Annotated in this window: 15 protein-coding genes; 3 read left to right on the forward strand and 12 right to left on the reverse strand. The window is 71.9% G+C overall.

What is annotated here, in order from left to right:
- Window positions 1-15: 15 nt before the first annotated feature.
- On the forward strand, window positions 16-837 hold the full coding sequence (locus ACFVH0_RS12495) for a GNAT family N-acetyltransferase (RefSeq protein WP_385819525.1): 822 nt from the start codon (window positions 16-18) through the stop codon (window positions 835-837).
- Window positions 834-1,265 carry a hypothetical protein gene (locus tag ACFVH0_RS12500; RefSeq protein WP_385819526.1) on the forward strand — a complete coding sequence of 144 codons (432 nt, stop codon included), beginning with the start codon at window positions 834-836 and terminating at the stop codon, window positions 1,263-1,265. The genes ACFVH0_RS12495 and ACFVH0_RS12500 overlap by 4 nt, the downstream gene beginning before the upstream one ends.
- On the opposite strand, the gene ACFVH0_RS12505 is transcribed toward ACFVH0_RS12500, so the two are convergent.
- The gene (locus tag ACFVH0_RS12505; RefSeq protein WP_385819527.1) at window positions 1,252-3,609 is read right to left on the reverse strand and encodes a bifunctional salicylyl-CoA 5-hydroxylase/oxidoreductase; all 2,358 of its coding nucleotides are present in this window, start codon (window positions 3,607-3,609) and stop codon (window positions 1,252-1,254) included. The genes ACFVH0_RS12500 and ACFVH0_RS12505 overlap by 14 nt on opposite strands.
- A gap of 4 nt (window positions 3,610-3,613) precedes the next feature.
- A complete protein-coding gene (locus tag ACFVH0_RS12510) occupies window positions 3,614-4,441 on the reverse strand; it encodes an enoyl-CoA hydratase family protein (protein ID WP_385819528.1) in 828 nt (275 codons plus the stop codon).
- Between the two features lie 251 nt (window positions 4,442-4,692).
- Between ACFVH0_RS12510 and ACFVH0_RS12515 the strand changes: the two genes are divergently transcribed.
- The gene (locus tag ACFVH0_RS12515) at window positions 4,693-5,124 is read left to right on the forward strand and encodes an ATP-binding protein (protein ID WP_385819529.1); all 432 of its coding nucleotides are present in this window, start codon (window positions 4,693-4,695) and stop codon (window positions 5,122-5,124) included.
- Window positions 5,125-5,172: 48 nt separating this feature from the next.
- Here ACFVH0_RS12515 and ACFVH0_RS12520 read toward each other — a convergent pair whose 3' ends face one another.
- The 10 genes from ACFVH0_RS12520 to ACFVH0_RS12565 form a co-directional block, all read right to left on the reverse strand.
- A complete protein-coding gene (locus ACFVH0_RS12520) occupies window positions 5,173-6,615 on the reverse strand; it encodes an amino acid permease (protein WP_385819530.1) in 1,443 nt (480 codons plus the stop codon).
- A 177-nt stretch (window positions 6,616-6,792) separates the two neighbouring features.
- Complete coding sequence (gene argF, locus ACFVH0_RS12525) at window positions 6,793-7,809, reverse strand: ornithine carbamoyltransferase (protein WP_385819531.1); 1,017 nt, start codon at window positions 7,807-7,809, stop codon at window positions 6,793-6,795.
- A 112-nt stretch (window positions 7,810-7,921) separates the two neighbouring features.
- Complete coding sequence (locus ACFVH0_RS12530; RefSeq protein ID WP_385819532.1) at window positions 7,922-9,154, reverse strand: arginine deiminase; 1,233 nt, start codon at window positions 9,152-9,154, stop codon at window positions 7,922-7,924.
- 154 nt (window positions 9,155-9,308) lie between these two features.
- Window positions 9,309-11,873, reverse strand: coding sequence for a polynucleotide kinase-phosphatase (locus tag ACFVH0_RS12535; protein WP_385819533.1), 2,565 nt, complete (start codon window positions 11,871-11,873; stop codon window positions 9,309-9,311).
- Window positions 11,870-13,369: a 3' terminal RNA ribose 2'-O-methyltransferase Hen1 gene (locus ACFVH0_RS12540; RefSeq protein WP_385819534.1), complete on the reverse strand. Its 1,500-nt coding sequence runs from the start codon at window positions 13,367-13,369 to the stop codon at window positions 11,870-11,872. Before ACFVH0_RS12540 ends, ACFVH0_RS12535 begins: the two co-directional genes overlap by 4 nt.
- A gap of 118 nt (window positions 13,370-13,487) precedes the next feature.
- A complete protein-coding gene (gene mmuM / locus ACFVH0_RS12545) occupies window positions 13,488-14,363 on the reverse strand; it encodes a homocysteine S-methyltransferase (protein ID WP_385819615.1) in 876 nt (291 codons plus the stop codon).
- Between the two features lie 233 nt (window positions 14,364-14,596).
- Window positions 14,597-15,520, reverse strand: coding sequence for an LLM class F420-dependent oxidoreductase (locus tag ACFVH0_RS12550; protein ID WP_385819535.1), 924 nt, complete (start codon window positions 15,518-15,520; stop codon window positions 14,597-14,599).
- Between the two features lie 127 nt (window positions 15,521-15,647).
- Entirely contained in the window at window positions 15,648-16,250 is a 603-nt protein-coding gene (locus ACFVH0_RS12555) for a DUF6099 family protein (RefSeq protein WP_385819536.1), read from the reverse strand.
- A gap of 123 nt (window positions 16,251-16,373) precedes the next feature.
- Window positions 16,374-16,742, reverse strand: coding sequence for a nucleotide pyrophosphohydrolase (locus ACFVH0_RS12560; RefSeq protein ID WP_385819537.1), 369 nt, complete (start codon window positions 16,740-16,742; stop codon window positions 16,374-16,376).
- Entirely contained in the window at window positions 16,739-17,950 is a 1,212-nt protein-coding gene (locus ACFVH0_RS12565; RefSeq protein ID WP_385819538.1) for an ATP-binding protein, read from the reverse strand. The genes ACFVH0_RS12560 and ACFVH0_RS12565 overlap by 4 nt, the downstream gene beginning before the upstream one ends.
- Window positions 17,951-18,009: the final 59 nt, after the last annotated feature.

The raw sequence follows: 18,009 nt of genomic DNA on the forward strand, positions 1-18,009 counted from the left end.
CCGGCAGGATGAACCATGCCCTGGACCTTCACCGATGACGTCGACGTCCTCCTCGACGCGGCCGGCGCCTCGCTGGCCGCCCGCCCCGCCGAGAACACCCTGATCCTGACCGTCACCGAGACCCTGCGGCTCCACGGCCCGCACGCCTACGGCGACGCCGCCCCACTGCTCGGCTGGTGGCGCGGGGCGGACGGCGAGGTCGCGGGGACGCTGGTGCAGACCCCGCCGCACCCTCCCCTGCTGGGATCCGTCGCCCCGGAGGCGGTGGGTCCGCTGGCCACCGCGCTCCCGCTGACCCGGATCAACGCGGACCGGGCCACCGCCGGGCGGATCGCCGCCGGCTGGCCCGGTCACCGGGTCGACCAGGAGCAGCGGCTCTACCGGCTGGCGACGCTGGTCCCACCCTCCCCGGCGCCTTCGGGGCGGCCCAGGACCGCCGGCGCCGCCGACCGGGAGCTGCTGGTGCGCTGGGTCCGCGCCTTCGCCGAAGGGACCGGTCAGCCCGGCGCCCACGCCGAGCGGCTGGTGGACGAGCGCATCGCGTCCGGCGGGCTGACGCTCTGGGAGGACGACGGCGTCCCGGTGTCGATGGCGGGGGTCTCGCGCCGGATCGCCGGCATGGTCCGGGTCGCCTCGGTCTACACCCCGCCGGTCCACCGCGGCCGGGGCTACGCGGCCGCGGTGACGGCGGAGATCAGCCGGGCCGCGCGGGAGGCGGGTGCGCGGGAGGTGCTGCTCTTCACCGACCTCGCGAACCCCACCAGCAACGGCGTGTACCGGCGCATCGGCTACCGGGCGGTCTCGGACCGGCTGCTGATCAGCGTGGCGGAGCGGTGAGCGGGACGCCCGAGCCGGTCTGGCTGGTCGCAGCGAACGTGGTGCTGTGGCGGCGGTACGGGGATCTCGGCCAGGAGCTGCGGCCGGGCACGAAGGCGTACCGGGGCGGCGCGAAGGTGTACGTCGTCGGCACCTATCCGGGGATGGGGCACCAGCAGCTGACCACGGTGGGGCACGGGCGGCACACCGGTCACTGGATCACCATCGACACCGGGGTCCGTCATCTGCACACCTTCCGGGCGCGGTTGGTGTACACCCCGGCGGTGCTGAACCGGTGCGACAGCCGGGGGCTCGGCACTCGCGAGGAGGCAGCGGAGCTGGCCGCGCTGCTGGAGCGGATCGCCCGCGAGGAACGGCACGCGCACCACGCGGCCCCGCATCCGCAGGGGTGCCTGTGCCACGAGTGCCTGCCCGTCACTCCAGGGTGAGCCGTGGCTTCGGTGCGTCCGTGCGGCCCGTCGGCGGGGTGCGGCTGCCCGCGCGGTACGGGAGCGGCCAGGGCGCGCCCGGCCCTTCGTAGCCCTGCTCGGCCGCCGCGTGCAGCGTCCACTGCGGGTCGTAGAGGTGGGGGCGGGCCAGGGCGCAGAGGTCGGCCCGGCCCGCGAGCAGCAGCGAGTTGACATCGTCCCAGGAGGAGATCGCGCCGACCGCGATGACGGGCACGCACAGTGTGTTGCGGATCCGGTCGGCGTACGGGGTCTGGTAGGAACGCCCGTACTCGGGGTGTTCGTCGGGGACGACCTGGCCGGTGGAGACGTCGATGGCGTCGGCCCCGTGGGCGACGAAGGCGCGGGCGATCTCGACGGCGTCCTCGGCCGTGGTGCCGCCATCGGCCCAGTCGGTGGCGGAGATCCGGACGGTCATGGGCCGGTCGTCGGGCCAGTCGGCGCGGATCGCGTCGAAGACTTCGAGGGGGAAGCGGAGCCGGTTGCTCAGCGGTCCGCCGTACTCGTCGGTGCGTCGGTTGGTGAGCGGCGAGAGGAAGCCGGAGAGCAGATAGCCGTGGGCGCAGTGCAGTTCGAGCAGGTCGAAGCCGCAGTGGTCGGCGCGCCGGGCGGCGGCGGCGAACTGGTCGCGCACGGCGTCGAGTCCGGCCCGGTCCAGGGCGTGCGGGACCTGGCTGACGCCGGCCGCGTACGGGATCGGGGAGGCGGCGGTGAGCGGCCAGTTGCCGTGGTCGAGGGGCTGGTCGATGCCCTCCCACATCAGTCTGGTGGAGCCCTTGCGTCCGGAGTGGCCGAGCTGGACGCCGATGGCCGTGCCGGGCGCGCCCGCGTGGACGAAGTCGGTGATCCTGGTCCAGGCGGCGGCCTGTTCGGCGGTGTAGAGCCCGGTGCAGCCGGGGGTGATGCGGCCCTCGGCGCTGACGCACACCATCTCCGTCATGACGAGTCCGGCTCCACCGAGCGCGCGTGCGCCCAGGTGGACGAGGTGGAAGTCGCCGGGGATGCCGTCGACGGCCGAGTACATGTCCATGGGTGACACGACGACGCGGTTGCGGAGTTCGAGGCCGCGCAGCCGCAGCGGGGTGAACATCGGCGGGATGCCCGGGGGGCAGCCGAACTCCGCCTCGACGGCGGCGGTGAAGGAGGCGTCGCGCAGCCGCAGATTGTCGTGGGTGACGCGGCGGCTGCGGGTGAGGAGGTTGAAGGCGAACTGGCGGGGCGGCTGGTCGACGTAGGTGGCGAGCTCCTCGAACCAGCGCAGGCTGGCCGCTGCGGCTCGCTGGGTCGATTCGACGACCGGGCGGCGCTCGGCCTCGTACGCGGACAGGGCGCGCGGCAGGTCGGGCTGTTCCTCGATGCAGGCGGCGAGGGCGAGGGCGTCCTCGACGGCGAGTTTGGTGCCGGAGCCGATGGAGAAGTGCGCGGTGTGGGCGGCGTCGCCGATGAGGACCGTGTTGCCGTGCGACCAGTGGGCGTTGACGACGGTGCGGAAGGTGAGCCAGGAGGAGTTGTTGGAGCGCAGCGGCCGGCCGCCGAGCGCCTCGGTGAAGATCTTGGCGCAGCGCAGTGTGGAGTGCTCGACCTCGCAGGTGTCGAACCCGGCGGCCCGCCAGACCTCCTCGCGCATCTCGACGATGACGGTGGAGGCGTCGGCCGAGAAGGGGTAGCCGTGGAGCTGCATCACCCCGTGGGCGGTCTCGGCGGTCTCGAAGCGGAAGGCGTCGAGGGCGAAGTCGGCGGCGAGCCAGATGTAGCGGCAGCGGTGGGTGGTGAGGCGGGGGCCGAAGGTGTCGGCGTGGGCGGCGCGGGTGAGGCTGTGCACCCCGTCGGCGGCGATCACCAGGTCGTGGGTGGCGGCCAGCTCGGCGGCCGGCGGGGCCTCGGTGCGGAAGCGGAGGCGTACACCGAGGGATTCGCAGCGCTCGTGCAGTATCTCCAGCAGCCTGCGCCGGCCCAGCGCGGCGAAGCCGTGGCCGCCGGACGTCTGGGTGACGCTCCGGTGGACGATGTCGATGTCGTCCCACCGGACGAATTCGTCCCTGAGGGCCCGGTACACGACGGGGTCGGCGTGTTCGATGCCGCCGAGGGTCTCGTCGGAGAGGACGACGCCGAAGCCGAAGGTGTCCTCGGGGGCGTTGCGCTCCCAGACGGTGATCTCGCGCCCCGGGTCGAGCCGCTTGAGCAGGGCCGCGGCGTAGAGCCCGCCGGGGCCGCCGCCGATGACCGCGATGCGCCGCACGCCGGTCCGGGTCGTGCCGGTCCGCGTCGTATCGGCCCGGGCCGTATCGGTCCGCGTCGTGCCGGCCGGAGCCGCTTCGGAGGGCATCGCGCTACCTGCCCCGCCACTTCGGGGGCCGCTTCTCGGTGAAGGCGGCGTGGAATTCCGCGTAGTCCTCGCCGTGCATCAGCAGGGCCTGGGTGGCGGCGTCCATCTCGACCGCGGCGGCGAGCGGCATGTCGAGTTCGGCGGTGAGCAGTGCCTTGGTCTGGGCGAGGGCGAGGGCGGGTCCGTCGGCGAGACGGCGGGCGAGCACTGCGGCCCTTGCGTCCGCCCGGCCTTCTTCGGTCAGCTCGCTGATCAGCCCGATGCGTTCCGCTTCGGGTGCCCGGACCGGTTCGCCGAGCATCAGCAGCCGGGTGGCATGGCCGAGGCCGACGACGCGTGGCAGCAGGTAGGCGGCGCCCATGTCGCCGCCGGAGAGGCCGACCTTGGTGAAGAGGAAGGCGAAACGGGCCGACGGGTCGGCGATCCGGAAGTCGGCGGCCAGTGCGAGGACCGCCCCCGCACCGGCGGCCACCCCGTGTACGGCGGCGATGACGGGGAAGGGGGTCTCACGGAGGGCCCGCACCACCTGCCCGGTCATGCGGTTGAAATCGAGGAGCCGGGCGGTGTCCATGGCGAGCGTCGCGCCGATGATGTCGTCGACGTCCCCGCCGGAGCAGAACCCGCGGCCCTCCCCCGCGAGCACCAGAGCGCGCACGCTGCGTTCGCGGGAGAGTTCGGCGAGCAGATCGCGCAGGTCGGCATAGGCGCCGAAAGTGAGCGCGTTGAGTTTCTCGGGCCGGGCGAGCGTGACGGTGGCGACCCCGTCGTCCGTCGTCAGCCGCAGATGGCGCCAGTCGTCCGTGTGCGGGGCGGAGCTGGGAAACGGGCTCATGGAGGGGGCTCCCCTTCAGCCGTCGGGCTGCTACCTGCTCCCGAACTTATCACTCATACGTGACTTCCGTCACGAGCACGCAATAAGCGGAGCGTGAGGACCCAGTGGCCAACGTCCCTTTGATACCGGTCGGCAGTCCCTTGTCTGTGTCGTTGCGGTTCGTAAGGTTGAAACCGAGAAGTCTTGACCGCCAGAGAGTCCCGCGCCCCTCGCGGGCAACCGCACCCGAACCCCGGAACGGAAACCATGCCGTGCCCACCGATGTCCCCTTCCCCGCCTCCTGGCGGATCGCGCTGCCGCATTCGACGGCGGCCGTACCGATCGCCCGAGCCCTGATCCGTACCGCACTCGCGGACATCGACGCGCCGGCCGACAGCGACACCGCCGAACTCCTCACCGCGGAGCTGGTCGCCAACGCTGTCGAGCACACCCGGAGCGACGAACCCATCGAGCTGGTGGTGGAGCTCCTGCCGACCGGCTGCCAGGTCGAGGTGCACGACCGCGACCCCGCCCCGCCGGGCGGCCTGCGCTTCCCCCGGCCCGACAGCGAGCCGGACCCCTGGCAGGAGCACGGCCGGGGCCTGCTGCTGATCCGTACGCTCAGCTCGTCCTGCGGACACCGCACGACCGAGCACGGCAAAGCGGTGTGGTTCACCCTGCCGTCCCTCACGCCTCAGAGCTGAGCGCGCCCCGGAGCCGACCGGCCGCAGCGGGGCCCCGGCCCGCCGCCCTCAGCGGGCCGCGCCGGCGCCGGCCAGCCGGGAGCGGCTGCGGCCGTAGAAGGCGTACACCGCCGCGCCGGCCATCAGGAAGACCGCGAACTGGATCCAGGTCCGCCAGCCCGTCCCGTACATCAGGTAGACGCAGAAACCGACGCCCAGGAGCGGGCTCAGCGGATAGAGCGGCACCCGGAACGAGCCCCTCACCTCCGGGTTGCGGCGCCGCAGCACGATCACCGCGATGTTCACCGCGACCATGGTGCCCAGCGTGCCGATGGTCGTCAGGTTCACCACCACGTCGAGCGAGGCGAAGGCCGCCGGGACCGCGAAGACGACCGCCACGATCCAGGTGTTGGCGACCGGCGTCGCCGTGCGCGGCGAGACCCGTTCGAAGACCCGGGGGATCAGTCCGTCCCGGGACATCGACATCAGGATGCGGGTCTGCCCGTACATCACCGCGAGCACGACCGAGGCGATCGCGACGACCGCACCGAAGGCGATGACTCCGCCGCCCACGGTCGAGCCGGTGACCTGGTCGACGACGATCGAGAGCGCCGCCGGCCGGTCGGCGACGGCCTTCGGCCCCAGCGCGCCGATGGCGGCGAGCGCGACCGCGCAGTAGAGCAGCGTGACCAGGCCGATGCAGACCATGATCGCGACCGGAATGTTCCGCCGCGGGTTCTTGACCTCCTCGCCCGCGGTGGTGATGGCGTCGAAGCCGATGTACGAGAAGAAGGCCAGCGACGCGCCGGCCGTGACCCCGCCCGCGCCGTGGGCGAAGAACGGCGCCAGGTTTCCGCGCTCGAAGGCCGTGAAGGCGATGACGCAGAAAACGATCAGGATGGTGATCTTGAGGACCGCCATCGCGGCGGTGGCCCCGGCGCTCTCCCGGACGCCGCGCACCAGCAGGGTGGCGGCCATCATGACCACCAGCACCGCGGGCAGATTGATCACCCCGCCGTCGCCGGGCCCCGCCGAGAGCGCGGCCGGCAGCTGTGCGCCGAACAGGCTGTCCAGCAGCTCGTTGACGTACTGGCTCCACCCGACGGCGACCGCGGAGACCGAGACGCCGTACTCCAGCAGCAGACACCAGCCGACGAGGAACGCGACGCGTTCGCCGAGGGTGGCGTAGGCGAAGGAGTAGGAGCTGCCGGAGACCGGGATGGCGCTGCCCAGCTCGGCGAAGGAGAAGGCGGTGAAGATGCAGGTGATCGCGGCCAGCACGAAGGAGAGCACGACCGCGGGGCCCGCCTCGGCGACGGAGTCGGAGAGGCCGACGAAGATGCCGGTCCCGACGACGGCGCCGACACCGAAGCACACCAGCTGGAAGAGCCCCATGGTGCGCTTGAGGCCGTGCCCCTCCAGGTCGGCACCGGACTCGGCGATCAGCTGGTGGGGATTCTTGATGCGCGGCCCGGACAGGTGCGGGGGCCTCGGCGGGCGCAGCGGACTCACGGGAATGGTCTCTTCTCTGGTGGAGCATGTGGGGGGGGTGCGTCAGCGGGCTGTGGGGGCTCCGGTGACACACAGAAAAATGGGGTTCGAGCGTGCGAGCTCGAACCCCACCAAGAGGCAACATATTAGTCGCCTTCCCGCATGTTCACCCAATTGGGGGCATGGTCATGCAGTCGATCAGCCGTTGACCACCGGGTCCGCCAGGGTCGCCACCAGAACGGCCTTGATCGTGTGCATCCGGTTCTCCGCCTCGTCGAAGACGACCGAGTGCGCGGACTCGAAGACCTCGTCGGTGACCTCCAGCTCCGCCAGCCCGTGATCGGCCTCGATCTGCCGCCCGATCCCGGTGCCGAGGTCGTGGTAGGCGGGGAGGCAGTGCAGGAACTTCACGTCGGCGTTGCCGGTGGCGCGGAGCACGTCCATGGTCACGCTGTACGGCGCCAGGGCCTCGATGCGCTCGGCCCAGACCTCCTTGGGCTCGCCCATGGAGACCCAGACGTCGGTGGCGACGAAGTCGGCGCCCCTGACGCCCTCGGCGACGTCCTCGGTGAGGGTGACGCTCGCACCGCTCCCGCCGGCCAGCCGGCGGGCCTCGGCGACGATCCCCTCGTCGGGCCAGTACGCCTTCGGCGCGACGATCCGTACGTCCATGCCCAGCAGGGCGCCGGTGATCAGGTAGGAGTTGCCCATGTTGAAGCGGGCGTCGCCGAGGTAGGCGAAGGCGATCCGCTCCAGCGGCTTGTCGCTGTGCTCGGTCATGGTCAGGACGTCGGCGAGCATCTGGGTCGGGTGCCAGTCGTCGGTGAGCCCGTTGAAGACCGGCACGCCGCCGTGGGCGGCCAGCTCCTCCACGGCCGCCTGGCTGTCACCGCGGTACTCGATGCCGTCGAACATCCGGCCGAGGACGCGAGCCGTGTCCTTCACCGACTCCTTGTGTCCCAGCTGGGAGCCGGAGGGGTCCAGATAGGTCGTGGACGCGCCCTGATCGGCGGCGGCCACCTCGAAGGCGCAGCGGGTCCGGGTCGAGGTCTTCTCGAAGATCAGCGCGATGTTCCTGCCGCGCAGCCGCTGCGCCTCGGTCCCCGACTTCTTGGCGCTCTTGAGCTCGGCCGCGAGCTCGATCAGGCCGCGGAACTCCTCGGCCGTGAAGTCCAGCTCCTTGAGGAAGTGGCGGCCTGCGAGGTCTATGGCCATGGGACAGCTCCTGGGTCGGGCGAGGATCGCACGTACGGTAACCCTGGAAGTATATACGACACCTTGCATCGCTATACGGAGTGCCCACCGTAGTTCTGTGCCCCTCACGCCCCTACACCGGGTCGCGCACCACCGGACAGCTCATGCAACGGGGGCCGCCCCTGCCCCGGCCGAGTTCGCTGCCGCGGATCTCGATGACCTCGATTCCTTCCTTGCGCAGGAAGGTGTTGGTGGTGGCGTTGCGCTCGTACGCGACGACGACGCCCGGCTCGACGGCCAGCACATTGCAGCCGTCGTCCCACTGCTCGCGCTCGGCGGCGTGCACGTCCTGGGTGGCGGTGAGGACCCGGATCGAGTCCAGCCCCAGAGCGTGCGCGATCGCCTGGTGCATGTGCTCGGGCGGATGGTCGGTGACCTTCAGGTCCCTGGGCCCCGCGCCGGGCTCGATGGTGTACGAGCGGAGCATGCCCAGCCCGGCGTACTTGGTGAAGGTGTCGCCGTCGACCATCGTCATCACCGTGTCGAGGTGCATGAAGGCCCGGCGCTTGGGCATGTCGAGCGCCACGATCGTGTGGGCCGAGCCGGCGTCGAACAGGCCGCGGGCCAGCATCTCCACCGCCTGCGGGGTGGTGCGCTCGCTCATCCCGATGAGGACGGCGCCGTGGCCGATGACCAGGACGTCGCCGCCCTCGATGGTGGACGGGTAGTCGTCCTGCCCCTGGGACCAGTGGTGGAAGGCGCCCGCCTCGGGGCCGGTGAAGAGCGGGTGGTGGCGGTAGATCGCCTCGAAGTGCACGGTCTCGCGCTGCCGGGCCGGCCAGCGCATCGCGTTGATGGACACCCCGTCGTATATCCAGGCCGAGGTGTCCCGGGTGAAGAGGTGGTTCGGCAGCGGGTCGAGCAGGAAGTCGTCCAGGTCCATGACGTGGAAGCGGACGGAGGTCGGCTCGCTGTGCCCGGCCAGGAACTCCCGCTTGGTCATGCCGCCGACGAGCGCGTCGGCCAGCTCCGCGCTGGGCAGCTCCTCGAAGGCTGCCCGCAGATGCTCGGTGGCGAGCGGTCCGTACTCCTTCTCCTCGAAGACCCGGTCCAGGACGAGCCGTCTGGCCACCGGGATGTCCAGCGACTCACGGAGCAGATCGCCGAAGAGGTGCACCTCCACACCCCGGTCGCGCAGCACGTCCGCGAAGCCGTCGTGCTCCTGGCGGGCGCGGCGCACCCAGAGCACGTCGTCGAAGAGGAGCGCGTCCTTGTTACTGGGGGTGAGCCGCTTCAGTTCCAGATCGGGGCGGTGCAGGATGACGCGGCGCAGCCGCCCGGCCTCGGAGTCGACATGGAATCCCATGCCTCCATCCTCACCGTGCGCGGGCCGGTGAACCCTTCGAATCGCCAGTGGGTTTTCCGTTGATCACTCCGGATCACACCGGATCACTCCGGAAAACCCACCGGCGCCTCCGCGGAACCCACCGGCGACGCTCCACCGCCTGCCGCGTCACGCCTCAGAGGCGCGGGTCGACCGGCTCCGACTCCAGGGCCAGCACCGCGAACACCGCCTCGTGGACCCGCCACAGCGGCTCCCCGTCGGCCAGCCGGTCCAGCGCTTCGAGCCCCAGCGCGTACTCCCTCAGCGCCAGCGAGCGCTTGTGGCCGAGGAACCTGTCGCGAAGCCGCTCCAGATTCTCCGGGCGGGTGTACTCCGGGCCGTAGATGATCCGGAGGTATTCCCGGCCGCGCACCTTGATGCCCGGCTGGACCAGCCGGCCCTTGCCGTCCCGCACGAGCGCGGCGAGCGGCTTGACGACCATGCCTTCGCCGCCGCGGCCGGTCATCTCCAGCCACCAGTCGACCCCGGCGCGCACCGATGCCTCGTCCCCCGTGTCGACAACGAGCCGGCGGGTGACCTGGAGGAGCCCCGTCGGGTCGTGCTCGACCAGTCGGTCGAGCCAGGCCAGCTGCTCGTCGTGCGGTACGGAGGCCAGCGAGCGGCCCTGCACGGCGAGGATCTGGAACGGCGCGAGCCGCACCCCGTCCAGGCCCTGGGTGCTCCAGCAGTACCGGCGGTAGGCCTCGGTGAACGCGGTGGCGTCCTCGGCCCGGCCACGCTGGCGCTCCGCGAGCGGACCGACGTCCACACCGCGGGCAGCCGCCGCCGCGAGGGCCGCGTTGGCCTCCGGGAGGACAGCTCCGGACGCGGCACCGACCGCCGCGTACTGCGAGCGCAGCAGCCCGGCCGCCTTGAGGGACCAGGGCATCAGTTCGGCATCGAGCAGCACCCAGTCGGTGCCCCATTCCTCCCAGAGTCCGGCGGCGGTGACGGCGGTGCGCAGCCTGGCGAGGATCACCTCGGTGAGCGCGGCGTCGTCGAGGAACGGCCGTCCGGTGCGGGTGTACAGCGCCCCGGTCGGACCACCCGCGGCACCGGGGGTGCCGCCCACGCCGAACCGCTCACGGGCGGCGTCCGCGTCCCGGCAGACCAGCACCACCGCACGCGATCCCATGTGCTTCTCCTCGCACACGACCTCGGCGACACCGTCGGCCCGGTACTGCGCGAAGGCCTCGGCCGGGTGCTCCAGATAGCCGTCCTCACGCGAGGTGGCGGTGGGCGCCATGGTCGGCGGGAGGTATCCGAGCAGCTGCGGGTCGACGGCGAACCGGCTCATGACTTCGAGCGCGGCGGCGGCGTTCTCCTCACGGACCGCGATGCGGCCCATCTGCCGGGTCTCCACGGTCCGCCGGCCCTGCACATCGGCGAGGTCGAGCGGCCGTCCTTCCCGGCCGCCGGGCGCCTCCGCGGCCAGCGGCTTGGCCGGCTCGTACCAGACCTGCTCGGCCGGTACGTCGACGAGCTCGCGCTCCGGCCAGCGCAGCGCGGTCATCTTCCCGCCGAAGACCGCTCCGGTGTCCAGGCAGATGGTGTTGTTGATCCAGGAGGTGTTGGGCACCGGGGTGTGGCCGTAGACCACGGTGGCGCTGCCCCGGTACTCCTCCGCCCAGGGGTAGCGCACGGGCAGGCCGAACTCGTCGGTCTCGCCGGTGGTGTCCCCGTACAGGGCGTGCGAGCGGACCCGTCCGGAGGTGCGGCCGTGGTACTTCTCGGGCAGCCCGGCGTGGCAGACGACGAGCTTGCCGTCGTCGAGCACGTAGTGGCTGACGAGCCCGTCGATGAACTCCCGCACCTGCTCGCGGAAGGCCGGGTCCTTCTCGTCCTCCCGGTCGAGCTGCTCGATGGTCTCGGCGAGTCCGTGGGTGTGCTGGACGTTGCGGCCCTTGAGGTAACGGCCCAGTTTGTTCTCGTGGTTGCCCGGTACGCACAGGGCGTCGCCCGCCGCCACCATGGCCATGACACGGCGCAGCACTCCGGGGCTGTCGGGGCCGCGGTCGACGAGGTCGCCGACGAAGACCGCCGTACGCCCTTCGGGGTGCGTGCCGTCGACGTAGCCGAGCTTGCCGAGCAGGGACTCCAGCTCGGAGCTGCAACCGTGGATGTCGCCGATGATGTCGAAGGGGCCGGTGAGGTGGCGCAGGTCGTTGTAGCGGCGCTCCAGCACCACTTCGGCGTGGTCCGCCTCTTCCTCGGTGCGCAGGATGTGCACCTTGCGGAAGCCCTCGCGCTCCAGGCCGCGCAGTGAACGGCGCAGTTCGCGACGGTGGCGCTGGATGACGTGGCGCGGCATGTCGGCGCGGTCGGGGCGGGCCGCGTTGCGTGCTGCGCAGACCTCCTCGGGCAGGTCGAGGACGATCGCGATGGGCAGCACGTCGTGGCTCCTGGCCAGCTGGACGAGCTGCTTACGGCTCTCGGACTGGACGCTGGTGGCGTCCACGACGGTCAGCCGCCCGGCCGCCAGCCGCTTGCCGACGATGTAGTGCAGTACGTCGAAGGCGTCCCGGCTGGCGCTCTGGTCGTTCTCGTCGTCGGCGACCAGGCCGCGGCAGAAGTCCGAGGAGACGATCTCGGTGGGCTTGAAGTGCCTGCGGGCGAAGGTGGACTTGCCGGAGCCGCTGGCCCCGATGAGGACCACGAGGGAGAGGTCGGTCACCGGCAGCGTGCGTGCGGTACTGGTCATGCGGCATTCGCCTCCTTCTCGGTCCGGTTCCCGCTCTGCTTCGCGGTCTCGCCGGCTGCGGTCATGGTGAACACGGCCAGCTGCGTGGGCGGCCCCACCTCGGGGTCGTCCGTCCCCACGGGGACGAAGTCGACGGCGTATCCGTGCCGTTGCGCCACGTCCCGGGCCCAGCCGCGGAATTCGTCCCTGGTCCATTCGAACCGGTGGTCGCCGTGGCGCACGTGTCCGGCGGGCAGGGTCTCCCAGCGGACGTTGTACTCGACGTTCGGCGTGGTCACGAGCACGGTCCGCGGACGGGCCGAGCCGAACACGGCGTACTCCAGCGCGGGCAGTCGCGGCAGGTCGAGGTGTTCGATCACCTCGCTGAGGACGGCCGCGTCGTATCCCTTGAGCCGCTTGTCGGTGTAGGTGAGCGAGCCCTGCCGGAGCGTGACGCGGGCTGCCTGCCGCTCTCCCATCCGGTCCAGCTTCAGCCGTCGCGACGCGATGGTGAGGGCACGCATGGAGACGTCGACGCCGACGATCTCGGTGAAGGCCACGTCCTTGAGGAGTGCCTGCACCAACTGGCCCTGGCCGCAGCCCAGGTCGAGGACCCGGCTCGCGCCGGCGGCCCGCAGCGCTTCGAGGATGGCGGCGCGGCGCTGCTCGGCGAGCGGGACCGGCCTCTCCTCGGTGTCGGTCGTCTCGTCGACCGCGTTGTCGATGCTCTCGACGTCGAGGTCGTCCGACTCTGCGAGCCGCACCAGTTCGAGCTGCTGCATCGCCTGGCGGGTCAGCCCCCAGCGTCGGGACAGATAGCGGCTGGTGATCAGCTTCTGCTCGGGGTGGGTGGCGAGCCAGCCCTCGCCCGCGCGCAGCAGCTTGTCCACCTCGTCCGGTGCGACCCAGTAGTGCTTGGCGTCGTCCAGCACCGGCAGCAGCACGTACAGCTGGCGCAGCGCGTCCGCCAGCCGCAGCTCGCCTTCGAGCACCAGCCGTACGTACCGGGAGTCCCCCCACTCCGGGAACCGCTCGTCCAGCGGTACGGCCACGGCGTCCACGCTCGTCCAGCCGAGCGGCCCGAAGAGCTTGCGCACCAGCTCCGCACCACCGCGGGCCGGGAGTGCGGGCACCTCGATCCGCAGCGGCATCGGCGCCTGTGCACGTTCGGGCAGTGCGCGGCACACACCGTTCAGCGCGGACTTGAAGACCGCGCTCATGGCGACGGACAGCAGCGAGGAGGCCGCGTAGGGGCGGTCGTTGACGTACTGGGCGAGCGCCGCGTCGGGAGCGCCTCCCCTGCCCTTGCCCTTGCCGCGGCGCACCAACGCCACGGGGTCCACCTCCAGCAGGAGCGCCGCGGTGCAGCGCTCGGCGGATGCCTCGGGGTAGAAGACATGCGCGGTGCCGTGTGAGGTGGAGAACGTCTGCGCCTTCTCGGGGTGCTTGTGCAGCAGAAAGCCGAGGTCGGTCGCCGGACGTTCCGGATCGCCGGTCGTGCTGATTGTCAGGAACACGCGTCCGAGTATGGTCCGCTCCACTCGCCCCCCACCAGGCATTTTCGCGTGTCCGGACCATCGCCCCGGCAAGCACCCGGGCACGCGAGCCCGGCATGATCCAAACGAGAGCCCCTGGCTAGGCCGCCCCGTCGGCCGCCGTTGTGCCGAGCAGCCCGGCCAGTTCCGCGATCATGTCCGGACCGACCCGGCAGCAGCCGCCGATCAGCCGGGCCCCGTCGTCCTGCCAGGCCCTTGCCCTGCCCGGTCGGAACGTGGGGGCACCGGCCCATCCCCGGCCCCCCGCGTCCCACCGTTCACCGCTGTTCGGGTAGACGACGACCGGCTTCCCGGCCGCCTCGGCGGCCACCCGCACCGCACGGCCCGCATCCGCCGGGTCGCAGCAGTTCACCCCCACGGCCACCACGTCGTCGCGCCCCCGGACCAGCCCGAAGGCCGTCTCCAGCGGCTGGCCCGCCCGGGTACGGCCGCCCGCCACGCTGTACGAGAGCCAGACCGGCAGTCCGCACCCCTCGACCGCCCGCAGCAACGCCTCGGCCTCGTCGATGTCCGGCACCGTCTCCAGCGCCAGCACATCGGGCCCGGCGGCGGCCAGCGCCTCGATCCGGGGCCGGTGGAAGCGCTCCAGCTCCCGGCGGGTGAGCCCGTACCGGCCCCGGTACTCGCTGCCGTCCGCCAGCATCGCCCCGTACGGGCCGACCGAGGCCGCGACCCGGACGTCCCGCTCCACCGCACCGGCGGCCCGCCGCGCCAGCCGGACACTGCGGGCGAACAGCCCGGCCGCCTCCGCCCGCCCGATCCCCCGCCGCGCGAACCCCTCGAAGGTCGCCTGGTAGCTGGAGGTGGTGAGCACCTGTGCGCCGGCGTGCACATAGGCGGTGTGGGCGGCCTCGATCTGTTCGGGCCCGTCGGCCAGCAGCCGGGCCGACCACAGGGCGTCGGACAGGTCGCAGCCCTGCGCCTCCAGTTGGTTGGACAGACCCCCGTCCAGCAGGACCGGCCCCGCCGCGAGAGCACTCCCGAGCGTACGGCCGGACGTGCCGCCGGACGTGCCGACGGACGTGCCGACGCGCGTGCCGACGCGCGTGCCGACGGATGTACCGGCCGGCGGGCGTCGGAAGGGTGGGCCGTCGGCCGGGCGGGCGGGGTGCACAGATGACTCCCTCTGTCCGTGTGTCCTGGTCCTCGCGGTGTCCTGGTCCTCGCGCCGTCCTCGGTTCCGGTGCCTCAGCCGAGCTGGGACTGGACCTGCGCGGAGATCAGCTCCAGGTGCTCCAGGTCGTCGAGGTCCAGCACCTGGAGGTAGATCCGGGACGAGCCGATCGCACCGTACTGGCCGATCTTGTCGACCACCTCGGCGGGCGAGCCCGCGAGCCCGTTCGCCTTCAGCTCCGCCACCTCACGCCCGATGACGGAGGCGCGGCGTGCCACCTCGGCGTCGTTCTTGCCGACGCAGACCACCAGGGCGTTGGAGTACACCAGGTCGTCCGGTTCGCGGCCGGCCGCCGTTGCCGCGTCCCTGACCCGGCCGAACTGCTTCTCGCTGTCCTCCAGCGACGCGAAGGGGATGTTGAACTCGTCCGCATAGCGGGCGGCCAGTCGCGGTGTGCGCGTCGCACCGTGGCCACCGATCAGCACCGGCACCCTGGCCTGCGCCGGCTTGGGCAGCGCGGGCGAATCGGTGAGCTGGTAGTAGGCGCCGTCGAAGTCGAACGTCTTGCCGACCTCCGTCGCCCAGAGCCCGGTGATGATCTCCAGCTGCTCCTCCAGCCTGCCGAACTTCTCCTTGGGGAACGGAATGCCGTAGGCCTTGTGCTCCTCCTCGAACCAGCCCGCGCCGAGGCCCAGCTCGACGCGCCCGCCGGACATCCGGTCGACCTGCGCGACCTGGATGGCGAGCACTCCGGGGAGCCGGAAGGTCCCCGCGGTCATCAGCGTGCCGAGCCGGATCCGCTTGGTCTCACGCGCCAGCCCGGCCAGGGTGATCCAGGCGTCGGTCGGGCCGGGCAGCCCGTCCCCCGGCCCCATGCGGAGGTAGTGGTCGGAGCGGTAGAAGGCATCGAAGCCGAGGTCCTCGGTCGCCTTGGCGACGGTGAGCAGGGTGTCGTAGTCGGCCCCTTGCTGGGGCTCGGTGAAGATTCGAAGATCCATGCATCCATCCTGCACCTCCGGACACCGGTCGTTCCGCTCCTCCCTGCTCCCCCGCGCCGTCGCCGCCGGACTCCTGTACAGTCACCCGTCCTCTTCCCGTCCCGGCACCGTCCCTGAGGCCGCCCGGTCACTCCCGAAGCCTTGCGCGTCCCCGAGCCGCCGCGGTCGTACCCGGCTGCTCGCCGACCCCGCCGACTCCGCTGCCCCTGCCGACCGCGCCGTACGAGCCGTGCACGCCGTACGGGCCGTCCCGCTCCCGGCCTCGCTCCAGATCCTGCTGCCGCTCCCTCTCGTACTCGTCGAGGCGGCGGAGCATTCCGTGCACCCGGTCCATCGACTCGTCGGCCGCGTCGATCGCCTCCATGCACTGCCAGTAGAGCCCCTGCTCATCGGTCTCGCAGGCGACCCCGACCAGCGCCATCCCCACCTCCCCGAGCAGTGTGCCCAGCCCTGTCAGCGTCGCCCGGGGTTCGGCGAGCCCGGAGAGCTGCGCGGCCCGTGCCACCCCCGCCCGCGCCGCGGGATGGTCCAGCGAACCGCTGCTCCGCCCGCCGATCTCGCTCAGCCCGCGCGCCTCCCCCCGTAACTCCTTGGGCCCGTCGGCCGCCAGGCGGCTGCCGATCGCCTGGGCCAGCGCCTGGGCCTGCCAGGCCTCCGCGATGATGTCCGGCGTACCCCTGCTCTGCGCCAGAGCACGCCGGCTGACTCCCACAAGCCGTTCCGCTTCCATGCGTTCCCCCGTCCGTACGAAAAGCCGCTCACCTCATCCATTACCCACAGTGAGGTCACCGGTACCGAAAAGCCAGGGGAATTCGGAAATCTGTGGACACTAAATCGATTGTGGGCAAGTTGATCACTCCGAAGAGTGACGGTCACCCGTTTCTGTGGACTCCTGGCGCTCCGGCACGGGGAATCGGGACTCGTTCCGGTCGATCTTCTCCGACAGCGCGGAGAGCGCGTCGATGCCCAACACCTCGCAGAACTGGAGCAGGTACGCGAGGACATCCGCGACCTCGTCCGCCACCCTGTGCGCCGTCTCGGGCCGCTCCATCACGCGCGCCGACTGCTCCGGCGTCAACCACTGGAAGATCTCGACCAGTTCGGACGCCTCGACGCTCAGCGCCGCCGCCAGGTTCTTCGGGGTGTGGTACTGCTCCCAATCACGTGCGGCCGCGAACGCGGCCAGCCGTCGCTGCAAGGTCTGTACATCGAGTTCTGTCACGGTCCCAGGTCTACCACCGTCACCCCGGGCGTCTCCCGGGCCCGTTCAGCGCTGGGCTCCGTGACCGTGCCGATCAGCCTGAGGTGCCCGGCCGCCCCGACCGACACGGCCAGGGCGAGCAGTTCGCGCAACTGCCGGCCGTCCAGGTCCCGGTCGAGTCCGTCGGCCAGCACGGTGAGGGTCTGCATGGCCGAAGGTACCTCCCCCGCCGCGTCCATCGCCAGCAGCCCCTGACCGGTGAGCAGCACCAGGGCGAGGGCGAGATACCGCAGCTCGCCGTCCCCGAGCCGGTCGACCGGGGTGGCCCGTCCCCCGCCACGGCCGAGCATCGCCCGCAGCGATCCGTCCCCGAGCCGTTCGACGCCCAGCGCGGTCACTGTCCCCGCGCACCCGGCGTGCGCCGCGGCGACCAGCCGGGCATGGCGCTGGACGCACTGCGTGTGCGTACGCTCCAGCACCGCCGCGAGGTTGTCGCAGCCGCGCCGCAGCCGGTCGTCACCGGCCGGCACGGGGGCGCGCATCAGCTGCGGCCGCGGTTCGCACGCGAAGACCGACCGCAGGGCCACCACCATCTGTTCGGCGGCGGCCAGGACCCGTAACTGCCCCTCGGTCCGGCCCGCGACCCGCAGCGGCAGCAGGGCCGTGCCGAGCCGGTCGTCCGGCAGCGGTGCCCGTGTCACCGGGACCGCGCCCGCGGTGTGCCAGGCCGCCTGGACCGTGGCGCGCCCCGGGTCGCGCAACGCGGTGGTGAGCAGGGTCTCGCCGCCGCCGGTGAGCCGTTCGCCGACGATGCGGAGGGTGGGCTCCGCCTGGACGGCGACGTCGAGCCGTACCGGCCCGGCCGGGCCGTCCGCCGTACAGCCGATCCGGAAGCCGCGGCGGCCCTGTGCATCGGCCGCGGCCCCCTCCGGCACGCAGGCCGCCGGATCCGGGAACACCTCGTCCAGCGGGTCTCCGCCGCCCAGCCGCGCCAGCGCCTCGTACGCCCGTAACGCGCTCGATTTCCCGCTGCCGCCCGGCCCGCCGAAGAGCGTGACCGGGCCGACGGGAAAGGCGGCGCCCCGGTGCGAGGCGAAGGCGGACAGTCGCAGTTCGGTGACGACGGGCCCGGCGGAGCGGACCGGCCTGCGTGCGGCAAGGGACGTGCTGTCGGGCGCGGTCGAGAGGGCGGACGGCGTCGGGAAGGTCTCGGGACGGAGTGCAGTCATGGGCGGACGGTATGCGCGCCACCTACAGGCGAACCGTTCCTCCTGAACGACCTTCCTAC

The sequence above is a fragment of the Streptomyces sp. NPDC127117 genome (genome assembly GCF_042677325.1).
Lineage (GTDB): Bacteria > Actinomycetota > Actinomycetes > Streptomycetales > Streptomycetaceae > Streptomyces.

What these genes read in the sequence shown, in the direction of transcription:
- ACFVH0_RS12555 (WP_385819536.1), bottom strand. Translation starts at nt 16,250, where the DNA reads ATGGAAGCGGAACGGCTTGTGGGAGTCAGCCGGCGTGCTCTGGCGCAG.
- ACFVH0_RS12550 (WP_385819535.1), bottom strand. Translation starts at nt 15,520, where the DNA reads ATGGATCTTCGAATCTTCACCGAGCCCCAGCAAGGGGCCGACTACGAC.
- ACFVH0_RS12510 (WP_385819528.1), bottom strand. Translation starts at nt 4,441, where the DNA reads ATGAGCCCGTTTCCCAGCTCCGCCCCGCACACGGACGACTGGCGCCAT.
- ACFVH0_RS12530 (WP_385819532.1), bottom strand. Translation starts at nt 9,154, where the DNA reads ATGGGATTCCATGTCGACTCCGAGGCCGGGCGGCTGCGCCGCGTCATC.
- ACFVH0_RS12535 (WP_385819533.1), bottom strand. Translation starts at nt 11,873, where the DNA reads ATGACCAGTACCGCACGCACGCTGCCGGTGACCGACCTCTCCCTCGTG.
- argF (WP_385819531.1), bottom strand. Translation starts at nt 7,809, where the DNA reads ATGGCCATAGACCTCGCAGGCCGCCACTTCCTCAAGGAGCTGGACTTC.
- ACFVH0_RS12495 (WP_385819525.1), top strand. Translation starts at nt 16, where the DNA reads ATGCCCTGGACCTTCACCGATGACGTCGACGTCCTCCTCGACGCGGCC.
- ACFVH0_RS12505 (WP_385819527.1), bottom strand. Translation starts at nt 3,609, where the DNA reads ATGCCCTCCGAAGCGGCTCCGGCCGGCACGACGCGGACCGATACGGCC.
- ACFVH0_RS12565 (WP_385819538.1), bottom strand. Translation starts at nt 17,950, where the DNA reads ATGACTGCACTCCGTCCCGAGACCTTCCCGACGCCGTCCGCCCTCTCG.